Annotated in this window: 16 protein-coding genes; 14 read left to right on the forward strand and 2 right to left on the reverse strand. The window is 39.5% G+C overall.

Translation table 11 applies throughout. From position 1 onward, the window contains the following. Nucleotides 1-270: 270 nt before the first annotated feature. From ACN6MT_RS12230 to yajC, 11 genes are all read left to right on the forward strand, one after another. Entirely contained in the window at nucleotides 271-996 is a 726-nt protein-coding gene (locus ACN6MT_RS12230; RefSeq protein WP_419956428.1) for an SDR family NAD(P)-dependent oxidoreductase, read from the forward strand. After that, nucleotides 993-2,024, forward strand: a complete 1,032-nt coding sequence (locus tag ACN6MT_RS12235) for an S-adenosylmethionine:tRNA ribosyltransferase-isomerase (RefSeq protein ID WP_419956056.1) — start codon at nucleotides 993-995, stop codon at nucleotides 2,022-2,024. The genes ACN6MT_RS12230 and ACN6MT_RS12235 overlap by 4 nt, the downstream gene beginning before the upstream one ends. Before the next feature lie 12 nt (nucleotides 2,025-2,036). Beyond that, nucleotides 2,037-2,408, forward strand: coding sequence for a VOC family protein (locus ACN6MT_RS12240; protein ID WP_419956057.1), 372 nt, complete (start codon nucleotides 2,037-2,039; stop codon nucleotides 2,406-2,408). Between the two features lie 91 nt (nucleotides 2,409-2,499). Beyond that, a complete protein-coding gene (locus ACN6MT_RS12245; protein WP_419956058.1) occupies nucleotides 2,500-3,609 on the forward strand; it encodes a GAF domain-containing sensor histidine kinase in 1,110 nt (369 codons plus the stop codon). Between the two features lie 12 nt (nucleotides 3,610-3,621). Beyond that, nucleotides 3,622-4,263: a response regulator gene (locus ACN6MT_RS12250; RefSeq protein ID WP_419956059.1), complete on the forward strand. Its 642-nt coding sequence runs from the start codon at nucleotides 3,622-3,624 to the stop codon at nucleotides 4,261-4,263. 36 nt (nucleotides 4,264-4,299) lie between these two features. After that, entirely contained in the window at nucleotides 4,300-4,620 is a 321-nt protein-coding gene (locus ACN6MT_RS12255) for a hypothetical protein (RefSeq protein ID WP_419956060.1), read from the forward strand. Nucleotides 4,621-4,773: 153 nt separating this feature from the next. Continuing rightward, nucleotides 4,774-5,385: a Holliday junction branch migration protein RuvA gene (gene ruvA / locus ACN6MT_RS12260; protein ID WP_419956061.1), complete on the forward strand. Its 612-nt coding sequence runs from the start codon at nucleotides 4,774-4,776 to the stop codon at nucleotides 5,383-5,385. 11 nt (nucleotides 5,386-5,396) lie between these two features. Next, on the forward strand, nucleotides 5,397-6,398 hold the full coding sequence (ruvB, locus tag ACN6MT_RS12265; RefSeq protein ID WP_402614847.1) for a Holliday junction branch migration DNA helicase RuvB: 1,002 nt from the start codon (nucleotides 5,397-5,399) through the stop codon (nucleotides 6,396-6,398). Nucleotides 6,399-6,423: 25 nt separating this feature from the next. Beyond that, nucleotides 6,424-7,452, forward strand: coding sequence for a tRNA preQ1(34) S-adenosylmethionine ribosyltransferase-isomerase QueA (gene queA, locus ACN6MT_RS12270; RefSeq protein WP_419956062.1), 1,029 nt, complete (start codon nucleotides 6,424-6,426; stop codon nucleotides 7,450-7,452). A 48-nt stretch (nucleotides 7,453-7,500) separates the two neighbouring features. Continuing rightward, entirely contained in the window at nucleotides 7,501-8,640 is a 1,140-nt protein-coding gene (gene tgt, locus ACN6MT_RS12275; RefSeq protein WP_419956063.1) for a tRNA guanosine(34) transglycosylase Tgt, read from the forward strand. Nucleotides 8,641-8,669: 29 nt separating this feature from the next. After that, the gene (gene yajC / locus ACN6MT_RS12280) at nucleotides 8,670-8,969 is read left to right on the forward strand and encodes a preprotein translocase subunit YajC (protein ID WP_034672633.1); all 300 of its coding nucleotides are present in this window, start codon (nucleotides 8,670-8,672) and stop codon (nucleotides 8,967-8,969) included. Nucleotides 8,970-9,003: 34 nt separating this feature from the next. Here yajC and ACN6MT_RS12285 read toward each other — a convergent pair whose 3' ends face one another. Continuing rightward, nucleotides 9,004-9,363: a TIGR04086 family membrane protein gene (locus ACN6MT_RS12285; protein ID WP_419956064.1), complete on the reverse strand. Its 360-nt coding sequence runs from the start codon at nucleotides 9,361-9,363 to the stop codon at nucleotides 9,004-9,006. Between the two features lie 207 nt (nucleotides 9,364-9,570). Between ACN6MT_RS12285 and ACN6MT_RS12290 the strand changes: the two genes are divergently transcribed. Beyond that, nucleotides 9,571-10,233, forward strand: coding sequence for a YetF domain-containing protein (locus ACN6MT_RS12290; protein WP_419956065.1), 663 nt, complete (start codon nucleotides 9,571-9,573; stop codon nucleotides 10,231-10,233). 39 nt (nucleotides 10,234-10,272) lie between these two features. Here ACN6MT_RS12290 and spoVB read toward each other — a convergent pair whose 3' ends face one another. Next, on the reverse strand, nucleotides 10,273-11,823 hold the full coding sequence (spoVB, locus tag ACN6MT_RS12295) for a stage V sporulation protein B (RefSeq protein WP_034672626.1): 1,551 nt from the start codon (nucleotides 11,821-11,823) through the stop codon (nucleotides 10,273-10,275). A 127-nt stretch (nucleotides 11,824-11,950) separates the two neighbouring features. Here spoVB and ACN6MT_RS12300 point away from each other — a divergent pair, with 127 nt between their 5' ends. Next, the gene (locus ACN6MT_RS12300) at nucleotides 11,951-12,247 is read left to right on the forward strand and encodes a post-transcriptional regulator (protein WP_034672623.1); all 297 of its coding nucleotides are present in this window, start codon (nucleotides 11,951-11,953) and stop codon (nucleotides 12,245-12,247) included. Between the two features lie 122 nt (nucleotides 12,248-12,369). Continuing rightward, a complete protein-coding gene (secDF, locus tag ACN6MT_RS12305; RefSeq protein ID WP_419956066.1) occupies nucleotides 12,370-14,634 on the forward strand; it encodes a protein translocase subunit SecDF in 2,265 nt (754 codons plus the stop codon). Nucleotides 14,635-14,709 lie beyond the last annotated feature (75 nt).

A 14,709-nucleotide genomic window follows, 5' to 3' on the forward strand; every position in this document is an offset into this window, starting at 1 on the left:
TATGAGGACAAATATTGATTACCCGAAAGAATTTTGGGCTTCATGAACGCTTCATGAGGCCCATTTTTCCGTTTTCAATAAGATTTTGGTCTTCATGAGTCATACATGAGGTCCTTTTGGGCGTATGAAAAAGAATCTTAGGCTTCATGACTTCAACATCAGCTATTTTTCTCATCCTAAAGTTGTAGATAAAGTTCAAGCTTTTTTCGGAGGGAAGTATTTCCAAAATCCTTTAAGCTAAAGACATCAAGTTAAACACTTAAAGGAGCGATTAAAGTGAAAAAAGTAGTTATGATTACAGGTGCGTCTAAAGGCTTAGGAAAAGCGTTAACACTGGCATTTGCGAAAGAAGGAGCACGGTTAGCGATTTGTTCGAGAACAGCGAAAGGGTTGTCAGCAGTTAAAGCAGAAGCAGAGGCATTAGGTGCAGAAGTACTTGCTGTCACAGCAGACGTATCATTGACTAGAGATGTAGAACGTTTTGTCGCGTTGACAGAAGAGGCATTTGGTCAAATTGATATTCTCATAAACAATGCTTCGATTCTCGGTCCAAGTCCAATGCCGCTGTTACTCGATTACCCTGAAGAAGACTTTGCTGAAGTCTTACGAGTAAATTCGATTTCGCCATTCCTCGTAACAAGAAGAGTGATTCCGGGAATGCTGCAGCGCAATCAGGGATCTATCATTAATGTAACGTCAGAAGCAGGGCATGTTGGTTATGCAGGCTGGGGAGCATACGGTATTTCAAAATTTGCTGTTGAGGGACTAACTGAAACCTGGGCAGATGAATTAAGCGCAACGAACGTACGAGTCAATATGGTGGATCCGGGAGAAATGGATACAGAAATGCACCGATTAGCGGTTCCTGAATGTGATTATCCATTAGCAAAACCAGACGATGTCATCGGAGTGTTTTTATATTTAGCTTCAGATAAGTCATCTGGAATAACAGGACAACGGTTTGAAGCTCAAGAGTTTACAAGGGAGGGATTATGATGGGAGCAACTGCATTTGATTTCTATTTACCTTCTGAGTTAAACGCTTCTCATCCGCCTGAACGGAGGGGCATTAGAAGAGACCATGTTAGGATGATGGTTTTAGATAAAAAAACAGGTTTTGTCAGCCATGATAACTTCTTTCGACTTGCTGATTATCTCAATCCTGGAGATTTGATTGTCATGAACAACAGCCGAACTGTGCCTGCAATCTTAAAAGCTGGCTTATACAGACACACAAAAAGTATCAAAAAACAAGTTGAAATCAGACTTGCAAGAAGACGCAATGAAGAGACTTGGGACGCACTAATTGTAACAGATGATGCTCAATTGGGTGATATTCTACAATTTTCATCTGATCTATCAGCGATGGTAATGGATATAAAAAAAGATTCCCCGCTCAAAACGATCCTTTTCTCCAAAAAAGGAACAGAATTGTTTAATTGTATCTATGCAATCGGAGAACCGGTTCGTTATGAATATATTCATAACAATTGGGGGCTGGATTATTATCAAACGGTATTTGCGAGCCATCCAGGCTCAGTCGAAATGCCTTCTGCGGGCAGAGCTTTCAGCTGGGAACTGCTATTTCACCTTCAGAGAAAGGGGATCGAACTGGATTATATTCAGCTTCATACGGGGCTTAGCTATCTGTTGGATGACGAGTTGGAGACATCGCCAACTGATAATTACGAAGAATATCATCTATCCGAAAATAGCATTGAAAAAATTCGGAAAACAAAAGCGTCTGGCGGCAGGGTCATTGCAGTTGGGACAACGGTGGTAAGAGCACTAGAAAGTGCAGGTATTACTGGTGCCTTGAATGGTGTAACAAACCTTTACATCAATCAAAATTTTAGGATAAAAATGGTAGATGGCATCATTACAGGTCTCCATGAACCGAAGGCGAGCCATTTGGATATGCTTACTGCATTCGTACCGCAACATTTGTTATGGAATGCCTATGAAGAAGCGATTGCCCAGCGTTACTTGTGGCACGAATTTGGGGATATGAATCTAATTCTATAAAGGGGAATTCCTATGCGCATGCACCATTTTGGGATTGAAGTAAAAGATTTAGAGACATCCGCTGCATTCTATCAGAAATATATTGGTCTTCAAGAAGAAAGCAGTTTTCTTTTTGCTGGGGAGAAAATTGTCTTTCTAAAAGAAAAGGAATTTCGGCTGGAACTCATTTCTAGTTCAGAGCAGCCAACTAGTAACCCTTCATCCATTCACTTATGCTTTCAGGTTGATAGCATAAATGAAGTTATCTTTCGGTTTAATGAAAATGGTATTTTTCCAATTGAAGGTCCCTATAAGCTTGAAAATGGCTGGGGAACTGTTTTTTATCAGGGTCCTGATAATGAGGTAATCGAGTTCATACAGATTGGAGGAAAAGCTGACAAATGATACGTCAGCTTTTTCGTTACTTCCTGCTTGCCTATAAGATTGTGCTGAGACTATGATTTAAACAATAGATATAAATTTGGGAGAGGTATAGATGTCCAGAAATGAAGAAATCGGTATCTTAAAAGAAATTGCTGAATTATTGAATGAAGGAACAGATTCGAAGACCGTTTTAGCAGCGGTATTAAAAAAACTTTTAAACCTGACGGGACTTCAAACCGGTTGGATTTTTTTAATTGATGAAAAAGGGTCACATCAGCTGGCAGCCAAAGTGTCACTCCCAGAGGTCTTGGCAGAGAACGGAAACCAAAGAATGTGTATGGGTGATTGCTGGTGTGTAAGCCGGTACAATAACCGGAAATTGAACAAGGCGGTGAATATTATTGAATGCCAGCGAATAGAGAATGTCATTCTTGAAGAAGCAGGTGATACAGGGGGTCTGACACATCATGCAACTGTCCCATTGAGAGCGGGGAACGAGCGATTTGGCTTATTAAATGTCGGATCACCGAATAAGACTCACTTTCAGAAAGATGAACTGGCATTACTCGAGGCTGTAGCCTTTCAAATTGGCACCGCACTAAAAAGAATAAAATTAACTCAAAGAGAGCAGGAGACAGCACTCATTTCTGAGCGGAATCGGCTTGCCAGGGATCTGCATGATTCTGTTAATCAGTTACTTTTCTCGCTAAGCTTGACTGCTAGAGCCGGCAGAGAAATGACAGACAACGAAGAAGTAAAGGAAACCTTCTCCTATATCCAGGATCTCGCCCAGGATGCACTTGGTGAAATGAGAGCACTAATTTGGCAGCTAAAACCACAGGGACTTGAAAACGGAATAGTGAGTGCATTAAGCAGCTATGCGGAAATGCTGGGTTTAACCATTGAAGCAAAATTAACTGGAATCTCAAGCTTTCCTGAAAAAGTGGAGGAAGCACTATGGAGAATCGGACAGGAGGCGCTTGGCAATTGTAAGAAGCATTCCCAAACCACTCATGTGTCATTATCTTTGTATCGAAGTGGTGATTCCGTAACAATGACCATTCAAGATAGGGGCTGCGGTTTTTTTTATGATGGGGGGCTTGAACTGCCGTCGTTCGGCTTAAAAAACATGAAGGCACGAACAGAGGCTTTAAACGGGACGTTCTATATAGACAGTGAACTAGGAAAAGGAACAGAAATACAAATAAAAATACCAATCTAGGGGGGAGAAACAATGGGGATTCGTATATTAATCGCAGATGATCATCATGTCGTAAGAAGGGGACTGGCTTTTTTTCTGAAAACACAAAAAGATATAGAGATTATTGGCGAAGCGGGAAATGGCAGAGAGGCGGTCGATCTAGCACGAACATTGAAACCTGACCTTATTTTAATGGATCTTGTAATGCCAGAAATGGACGGAATACAGGCAACCCAAATAATAAAAAATGAACTGCCGGAAATCAAAATCATGATGTTGACAAGTTTTTCTGATCAAGACCATGTGATTCCAGCTTTAGAAGCTGGTGCCTCAGGCTACCAATTGAAAGACATCGAGCCGGATGAATTAATTAATTGTATTAATAAAATCATGAATGGCGAAAATCAGCTTCATCCAAAAGCCACCTCTCATCTGCTTGCTAACCTATCGAATAAAGAAAGTAATGAAAAAAATTTAATCGAACAGCTAACAAAAAGAGAATTAGATGTCTTGAGGGAAATTGCCAGAGGTAAAAGTAATAAAGAAATAGCTTCCTCACTATTCATTACAGAAAAAACGGTGAAAACGCATGTTTCAAACCTCTTGTCGAAGCTTGAATTAGCAGACCGAACGCAAGCTGCTCTTTTCGCTGTCAAAAACCAGCTCGTAGAATAAACCTGGGAATCTATCGTAGCCAACGGAGGGTCCCATGTGACCGAAAAAGAAAAAAGTGAATGTTTCGGTCAAGTGGAGAAGTCCCATGTGACCGAAAAAGAAAAAAGTGAATGTTTCAGTCAAGTGGAGAGGTCCCATGTGACCGAAAAAGAAAAAAGTGAATGTTTCGGTCAAGTGGAGAGGTCCTATGTGACCGAAAAAGAAAAAAGTGAATGTTTCGGTCAAGTGGAGAGGTCCCATGTGACCGAAAAAGAAAAAAGTGAATGTTTCGGTCAAGTGGAGAGGTCCCATGTGACCGAAAAAGAAAAAAATGAATGTTTCGGTCAAGTGGGGGTCCATTGGAGGAAATTAGAGTAATCTATGGCGCAACCGTACTCTCATATTAAATAACGAAGCAAATCACAGTTTTTACAGAATATTTTTATTCTTTCTCTTCACAGCTATCTTTTTCAAATCTTTTATTTTTTTATGATAGAATGGAGTACATGAAAGCTGAGGGAGAGAAAGCGATTGTACGAATTTGTAAAAGGAACCGTGGATTTTGTCGGTCCTGAATATATTGTGATTGAGAATAATGGGATCGGCTATCAAATTTCAACACCGAATCCATTTATTTATTCCAGTAAAATGAATAATAATGTTACTGTCTATACATATCATTACGTGCGTGAAGACTTAATGGCTTTATATGGATTTGAAACAAGAGAAGAAAAAAAGCTGTTTACAAAATTGCTTAATGTATCAGGGATCGGTCCAAAAGGTGCATTAGCCATTTTGGCGTCTGGTGAAGTGCAGCAGGTCGTTTCAGCGATTGAAAGTGAAGATGAAAGCTTCCTAGTCAAGTTCCCTGGGGTCGGCAAAAAAACCGCAAGACAAATGATTCTTGACTTAAAAGGAAAATTACAGGATATTGTTCCGGATTATTTTCCAAATTTATTTAACGCAGATACATTTCCAACTCCAGCACAATCGACCAATCATGCGTTTGAAGAGGCAGTACTAGCCTTGAAAGCTCTTGGTTATTCCGATAAAGAAGTGAAAAAGATTTCACCTGAGTTAAGAAAAGAACAGCTGACAACCGACCAATATATTAAAAAAGCCCTGCAGCGGCTTTTAAAATAAGGTGATTATTCATGGATGAGAGAATTATTTCTAGTGAAGCAAACCAGAACGAACTCTCTTTAGAGCAAAGTCTCAGGCCTCAGAACTTAAGACAATATATTGGTCAAGATCAAGTGAAAAAGAGTCTTGAGATATTCATTGAGGCGGCAAGACTCCGGAAGGAAACATTGGACCATGTTCTTCTCTATGGACCTCCTGGTTTAGGAAAGACGACGCTAGCGGTGATCATTGCCAATGAAATGGGTGTAAACATCCGTACGACCTCTGGTCCCGCAATTGAAAGACCGGGTGACTTAGCGGCTATTCTTACCGCACTTGAACCAGGTGACGTGTTGTTTATTGATGAAATCCACCGACTGCCAAGGCAAATTGAAGAGGTTCTTTATCCGGCTATGGAGGACTTTTGTCTGGATATTGTTATTGGCAAAGGACCAAGTGCTCGTTCAGTTCGACTGGACCTTCCGCCGTTTACGCTTGTTGGTGCTACAACAAGGGCAGGCTCTTTGTCAGCTCCACTGCGCGACAGATTTGGAGTTTTGAGCCGTCTCGAGTATTATAAGGAAGACCAGTTGAAAAATATTGTACTAAGAACAGCTGATTTATTTGAAACTAAAATTGATGAGCAGTCAGCTGCTGAGATTGCAAGGAGAGCCCGTGGAACCCCAAGGATCGCCAACCGGTTACTTCGAAGGGTGAGAGATTTTGCTCAAGTGAAAGGCAATGGAGAAATTGATTTAGCGTTAGCTAGAGAATCTTTAGAACTTTTACAGGTAGATAAACTTGGTCTTGATCATATCGATCACAAGCTGCTAAAAGGGATTATTGAAAGATTCCGTGGTGGACCTGTCGGGCTTGATACAATCGCGGCATCCATTGGGGAAGAGTCTGAAACAATTGAGGACGTATATGAACCATATTTACTGCAAATTGGCTTTCTACAACGTACTCCAAGAGGAAGAATGGTAACAGATTTGGTCTATCGCCATTTTGGCATGGAGCCACCAAAACAGTAATTTTTGATAAGTAGGGATGTTATTTATGAAGGTAGATTTATTTGATTTTCATTTGCCTGAAGAGCTGATTGCACAGGTTCCGCTTCAAAATCGGACGGATAGCAGGGTAATGGTAGTGAATAAGGAAACAGGCGAATTAAAGCATGATATTTTTAAAAATATTAGTGAATATTTGCGTGAGGGGGATTGCCTAGTCTTAAACGATACTAAGGTACTTCCTGCACGCCTTTTTGGTGTAAAAACAGATACCGGTGCCAAAATTGAAGTTCTACTCCTAAAGCAGCTAGAAGGTGACAAATGGGAAACGCTTGTTAAACCTGCTAAGCGTATCAAAGAAGGAGCAGTAATAAATTTTGGTGATGGATTACTGACAGCTGTATGTACAGGTACTTCTGAACATGGCGGAAGAGAATTAGAATTCAAATATGAGGGTATTTTTTATGAAATGCTGGATCGTTTAGGAGAAATGCCGTTACCGCCATATATAAAAGAACAGCTTGATGACCGAGACCGATACCAAACGGTATATGCCCGGGAACCGGGATCAGCAGCAGCCCCAACGGCAGGGCTCCATTTTACCGAAGAGCTGCTCAGCGAAGTAAAGGAAAAAGGTATCCATGTTGCGTTTATTACCCTTCATGTCGGGCTTGGCACATTTAGACCTGTAAGTGTTGATGATGTACTGGAGCATGATATGCACTCAGAGTTTTATATGATTACTGAAGGGACAGCAATGCTGCTTAATGATGTACGTCAAAATGGCGGAAGAATTATAACTGTCGGAACGACATCAACCCGCACACTCGAAACCATTGCTTCAGATAACAATGGTACTTTTGTTGAAAGTAGCGGCTGGACCAACATTTTCATTTATCCGGGGTACCAGTTTAAGGCAATAGATGGCATGATTACGAATTTCCACTTACCAAAATCCACTTTGATCATGCTTGTTAGTGCGTTAGCTGGAAGAGAAAATATTTTGCACGCCTATAATACGGCTGTAAACGAGCGTTATCGTTTCTTCAGCTTTGGCGATGCAATGCTCATTATCTAGGTAACAGGTTAATCATTTTGATTAACCTTAAGGAAGGAGAAAGATAATTTGACTGCGATTCGATATGAATTTATTAAAACATGTAAGCAGACAGGTGCACGTTTAGGAAGAGTACATACACCGCATGGTTCCTTTGACACACCGGCATTTATGCCGGTAGGAACACTTGCTACGGTAAAAACGATGTCACCTGAGGACCTGAAAGAAATGGGTGCAGGGATTATTTTAAGTAATACCTATCACTTATGGCTTCGTCCTGGAAATGAAATTATCAGGGAAGCAGGCGGTCTTCATAAGTTTATGAACTGGGACCGTGCGATTTTAACGGATTCAGGCGGATTCCAGGTATTTAGCTTGAGTGAATTTCGTAAAATTGAAGAAGAAGGCGTTCATTTCCGTAATCATATGAGCGGTGAAAAGTTATTTTTATCGCCTGAAAAAGCAATGGAAATTCAAAACGACCTTGGTTCCGATATTATGATGGCATTTGATGAATGTCCGCCTTACCCAGCTACATATGAATACATGCAAAAATCAGTAGAGAGAACGTCTCGTTGGGCGGAGCGCTGTTTGAATGCTCATCAAAGACCGAATGACCAAGGACTCTTCGGTATTGTACAAGGTGGAGAGTACGAGGAGCTCAGGAAGCAGAGTGCGAAAGATTTAGTTTCACTCGATTTCCCTGGATACGCAGTTGGCGGACTTTCTGTCGGTGAACCAAAGGACGTAATGAATCGTGTCCTTGAATTTACTACACCGTTATTACCGACAAACAAACCACGTTACTTGATGGGTGTGGGATCACCGGATTCCTTGATTGATGGCGCAATTCGTGGTATTGATATGTTTGACTGCGTGTTGCCAACTCGAATTGCTAGGAATGGTACATTGATGACCAGCACTGGTCGTCTTGTTGTGAAAAATGCTCAATTTGCGAAGGATTTCGGTCCGCTTGATCCAGATTGTGATTGCTACACATGCCGAAACTATAGCAGGGCATACATTCGTCACTTAATTAAATGTGATGAAACTTTTGGAATTAGATTAACTAGTTACCATAATCTCTATTTTCTGTTAAAATTGATGGAGAAGGTCAGACAAGCTATCCGTGAGGATAGACTTGGTGATTTCCGAGAAGAGTTTTTTGAACGTTATGGTTTTAACAAACCAAACGCGAAAAATTTCTAATAGATGCATATTGGAAAGGAGGGAAACAGATGCAAGGATTAGGTTCAATCATTCCATTAATATTAATGTTTGTATTATTTTATTTCCTATTAATTCGTCCGCAGCAAAAACGTACTAAAGCGGTTCAACAAATGCAAAACGAATTAAAGAAAGGTGATAAAATTGTCACGATCGGCGGTTTACATGGATTTATCGATTCAATCGATGAAAACAAGGCCGTGATTAAATGTGGAGACGGCAGCCGTCTAACATATGACCGAAACGCGATTCGTGAAGTAACAGAATCTGCAAAGACTTCAACAACTGCAGAAGTTTCTTTAGACAAGTAAGAAAAAAGGAAGCCATTAAATCTGGCTTCCTTTTTTATGCTGTTCTCGAGTTGCTTGTTGCTATATTTACACCAAGGATTCCTCCCATCATAGCAATTAACGTATAACATACATGGTAAATGACTTGTTCCACGTCGAATAGGCGGTCATAGCCTAAGAATTGTGATAAAAAGACAATCAGGCTATAAATTAAACCAGTTACTCCTCCAATCAGCCAGCCTTTGTGCTTACGCTTTCCTCCAGACAGAAATCCTCCGCCAAACAGCCCAATAAAGGAAACTGCAGTAACAATGTATTGAAGTGAGTTTTCTTGGACTGAGGTAAATCTAAGAATCAATGAAAAAATCAAGCTGCTGACAATTGCAAATAAGAAGATAAAAATTAACCCGTACAATATAGCTGTACCAAAGCTTTTTGATTCGATTTTAATCTCCCCCTTCCCAAACCTTAGACAATCAGTTTCTTACCTAGTACAAGCATATTCATCGCATTTTAAAAGTAGAATAAAAACTTTTTAAAATTTATGGAAGATTATTCCTTAAATGATTAAGCGGAAAAAGCGAACAATATCAAAGAGTGTAAAACAAAAGGGGCGGCAGCGGTGGAACAATTCATAACAATTATTCTCCGAACAATATTTTTTTACGTACTGATCCTCATCATTTTTCGCTTAATGGGAAAACGGGAAATAGGAGAGTTAAGCATTCTCGATTTAGTTGTTTTTATAATGATTGGTGAGTTAGCCATTGTTGCTATTGATAATCCTAAACAATCCGTCACGTTAACTTCTGCTGCAATGATATTATTAATGATTATTCAAATCCTGATGGCAAAAATTTCTTTAAAAAGTAAACGATTCCGTGACCTTATTGATGGTAAACCAACGATTATCATAAACAGAGGAAAAATTGACGAAGACGCAATGAGGAAGCAACGATACAATTTTGATGACTTACTCACACAATTACGGGAAAAGGATATCCGCAGTATAGCAGATGTTGAGTTTGCCATTTTGGAGTCTTCGGGGAGCCTTTCTGTCATTGAAAAAATGAATAATCCTAATGGTGAACCTAAGGAAGGAGATATTACGATTCCGTTAATTATTGATGGAGCCGTTGAGGAAGAAAATCTCCAGCGAATCAATAAAACCAATTTTTGGCTTCGTCAGGAATTAAAAAAATTAGGATACCGTGATATCAGGCAGATTTCATTTTGCAGTTATGAAAATGGTAAGTTTTTTGTCGACATTTTGGATGAAGAGTAGGAAGACACGCACTGCAAGCAATACGTGTCTTCTTTGCTGTCAAACCGGTATCAAATTACGTATAATTGGGATTCTCTTCAAATCATCTTTTTTAATTAACCCGCCGATGATGAGCAGAATAATGTAGGCAAGGGACATACCGCTTGCTGCGGACAAAACCCTGACAACTAAATGCTCCCCTAAAAGAATGTGCTCAAAAAGCCAATAGCCTAGATAAGCAGAGACGGCCATAACGATAGCTCCTTTCACGTAATCGCGTATATAAAAACTGAACGATATTTTCTTTAATACCGTAGCGAAATGGAGTACGGTTACGAGTACAAAACCAACGATAATTCCTAATGCAACACCTGTAATTCCAAATGAAGGCTGGGAAGCTAGTAAAAATATTACAGCTGTTTTTACAACCGCCCCTATTAAACTGTTGATCATAGCCGCTCTAGCTAAATTTAGCGCCTGCAAAACAGCCTGGAGCGGTCCTTGATAATAATAAAACAAGAAGAACGGAGCCATGAGACGAATAAAGTAGGAACCTTTTGTTGAGCCATACATGAGCTCCATTAGTGGGTCTGCCAGAACATATAGGACAATAACAGATAAGCCACCTGTTAAAAAGGCAAATCTTAATGCTTGCTGCAGACGGTGTTCAATCAATTTATGGTTATTTTTTGAATTCGCTTCACTAATGGCTGGCACAAGAGACGTCGCTAAAGAATATGTGATGAACGAAGGCAGCAGTAATAACGGCATGGCGAAGCCTGTTAATGAGCCGTATTGCTTTGTGGCTGCAATGGCTGCAACACCAGCAAGGGCTAAACTATGAGCGACAACGATTGGTTCGAAAAACCAAGATACAGATCCTATCATTCTGCTGCCCATAGTAGGTAACGCAATTTCCATTAATTCTTTGAACGTTTTTTTTCCAGAATGAACAGATTTGAAGAAGTTTTTTCTCACCTTAAAGCGTTTTTTTAATTTAAAGGTAGTCATTAAGTAAAGTAAGGAAACAATTTCGCCAATGATGGCTGCAACCATGGCTGCAGCGGCAGCATATTCAATACCATAAGGCAGGAAAGCTTTCGTCATGACGGCAATTAAAGTAATCCTCACCAGCTGCTCTAAAATTTGTGATACGGCTGAGGGGCGCATATTTTGTCTGCCCTGAAAATAGCCTCTCAAAACGGATGAAACTGCAATAATGGGTACTACCGGTGCTATTGCTACTAAAGGGTAATACGTTCTTGGATCGGTAAAGAGAGTGGTAGATAAAATTGGTGCTAACAAAATTAATGCAGGAGTAAAAATCAGTGATAACGAAATGGTAATTGCCAAAGATACGACTAGAATTTTTTTTACTTCCTGATGATTTCCTTTTGCTTCAGCCTCGGCAATATTTTTTGAAATGGCGACAGGCAGTCCCATTTGAGTTAACGTCACAACAAGGATAAAGGTGGGATACGCCATCATATAGAGGCCGACACCTTCTTCACCAATACTTCTAGCTATGACAATTCTGTTAATAAATCCGAGCACCCTCGTAATTAATCCTGCTATTAATAGGATAAAGGTCCCTTTTAAAAACTTTGACATCCTACTTCCCACCTTCTCAAAAAAGAAGAATTCATATACAATTAATCTATATGCATAAGGGTGGACAAAGCATGACAAGGTGTTTTGATTTTAAAGATAATTAAGAGGGGTCTAGGGAGGCTATTTGATGGAGAAGAGTCATGCGTATAATCATTTTATCAACGAGGTAAAACCAGCTTTAATCAGCAAGTTGGAGGAATTTCGCTTGCTTGGTTATCACGATGTATCAGAAATCGGACTGTGGGATTTCTTAACAAGAAAGAAATGGAAGAAGGCAAAGGAGGATATAAGACTGTACGAAATCATAGATGATATCTTATCCGTAAAGGTCAGTGATTATATCAGCTTTACTACCATTGAGATATATAAGAACCATGATTTTAAATTAGAAGATGAAAATGAATGGAAAGAATTACTAAAATAAATTACTTTTTTATATAAAATTGACAGCATTTATAAACTATTTCATAATAAAAGCATGATTTTTTTATATATGGCTTTACGATGCAGTGCTTTGGCTCAAGCCCTAAGGAGGAACAATACATAATGGTTAAGCGCAGTAGAATTATCGCTTTCCTGCTAGTAGTTATACTATTAGGAAGTACTATGGGAATCACCACTTCTGGCATTTTAAAAAATATTAAACTAGGTCTAGACCTTCAAGGCGGCTTCGAGGTTTTGTATGAGGTAACTCCAGCGAAAAAAGGTCAAAAAATTGACAAAGAAACCTTAGCTAGCACAGCCGAGGCCCTAGATAGACGAATAAATGTTCTAGGAGTAAGTGAACCAAATATTCAAATTGAGGGTGAAAATCGGATTCGTGTCCAGCTTGCGGGTGTCACGGATCAAAATGAAGCGCGAGATATTCTTTCTACGCAAGCAAACCTTACTTTCCGTGATGCTAATGATCGCGTAATGATGGACGGTGCTGATTTAGCGGAGAATGGTGCGAGCCAAACTTTTGATGAAAATGGAGCACCTAGTGTTTCACTTAAATTAAAGAGTGCTGAAAAATTCAAAAACGTTACAGAAGAAATTGTGAAAATGACACCTAATAATTATCTGGTCATTTGGCTGGATTTTGAAGAAGGAAAAGATTCATTCAAAACGGAAATTGCAAAAGAAGATCCTAAATTTCTTTCTGCACCTACTGTAAGAGAAATTTTTAACCAAAATACAGTTTCCATTGTAGGTAGCTTCACAGCAGAAGAAGCACAAGAGCTTGCTTCCCTTTTAAATGCTGGAGCACTTCCTGTTAAGCTGACTGAAGTTTATTCCACTTCTGTTGGTGCTAAATTTGGTGAACAGGCACTAGACGAAACCATTTTAGCGGGTATTATCGGAATCGCTCTCATCTATTTATTCATGCTTGTTTATTACCGTTTTCCGGGCTTTATTGCCACTGTTACTTTATCCATTTATATCTATCTGGTATTACTAGTATTTGATTGGATGAACGGGGTTCTAACCCTGCCGGGAATTGCGGCTCTTATCTTAGGGGTCGGGATGGCCGTTGACGCTAACATTATCACCAACGAACGAATTAGAGAAGAAATCAAGGTTGGTAAATCCATTAAATCTGCCTTCCAGGCTGGTAGTAAGGGTGCGTTTACTTCCATACTTGACTCAAACTTAACGACAATCCTAACAGCTGCAGTTCTTTTCTACTTTGGGACAAGCTCTATTAAAGGGTTTGCCACTATGCTATTGGTGAGTATCCTGTTAAGCTTTATTACAGCTGTGTTTGGTTCCCGCCTATTTTTAGGTTTATGGGTAAATAGCGGTTTCTTAAACAAGAAGGCAGGCTGGTTTGGTGTAAAAAAATCTGCCATAAAAGACATTGCTGAAAATTATGATACGCTTGACCTGCCAACGAGATGGGATCGATTTGACTTTGTTAAGGTTAGAAGATTATTCTTCATCATCTCTGGAGCCCTTTTAGCTCTTGGTTTAGTTTTAATCCTTGTATTCCGTCTAAATCTCTCTATTGATTTCTCAAGTGGTACTCGAATTGAAGTATTATCTGATAAGTCTTTAACAGCAGAACAGGTTGAAGCAGCTTTTGAAAAACAGGACATTGAAATTGATGATATTACACTTTCTGGAGAGAACAACGAAGTAGCTTCTGCACGATTGAAAGGGGTTCTATCAAAGGATGAAATAGCAGATTTGAAATCAGCGTTTCATGATGAATTTGGTTCTGACCCAAGTGTAAGTACTGTTTCTCCAACGGTTGGTAAAGAATTGGCGAAAAATGGGGTAATTGCCCTCATTATTGCTTCCATTGGGATTATTATCTATGTAACGCTTCGTTTTGAATTTGCAATGGCAGTTGCGGCGATAGCTTCATTGCTTCATGATGCCTTCTTCATGGTTGCTTTTTTCAGTATAACGCGGTTAGAAGTCGATTTAACCTTTATAGCAGCTGTTCTTACCATAATCGGTTACTCTATTAATGATACGATTGTGACCTTCGACAGAATGCGTGAAAACCTACAAAAGAAGAAACGACTCAAAACGTTTGAAGATATTGCTGATGTTGTCAATGTAAGTGTTCGTCAAACATTAACTCGTTCTGTTAATACTGTTTTAACTGTACTTATAACCGTCGTAGCAATGATTGTTTTTGGCAGTGAATCAATCCGCAATTTCAACATTGCTTTGTTAGTTGGTTTAGTAACCGGCGTATACTCATCCATCTTTATCGCTACTAATCTTTGGGTAGTTCTCAAAGCGAAGGAATTGAAAAAGAAGGGTACGATTAAAACGGTTAAGGAAAAGAAAAAATACTCTGATGAACCACAAGTATAAGTTAAGGAAAACCGCCTAGTGCGGTTTTCTTTTTTATTCATTGAACAAAGAAACTTGCTCCTGTATAATAGTAAG

The sequence above is a fragment of the Neobacillus niacini genome (assembly GCF_048572935.1).
GTDB classification, from domain to species: domain Bacteria; phylum Bacillota; class Bacilli; order Bacillales; family Cytobacillaceae; genus Neobacillus; species Neobacillus niacini.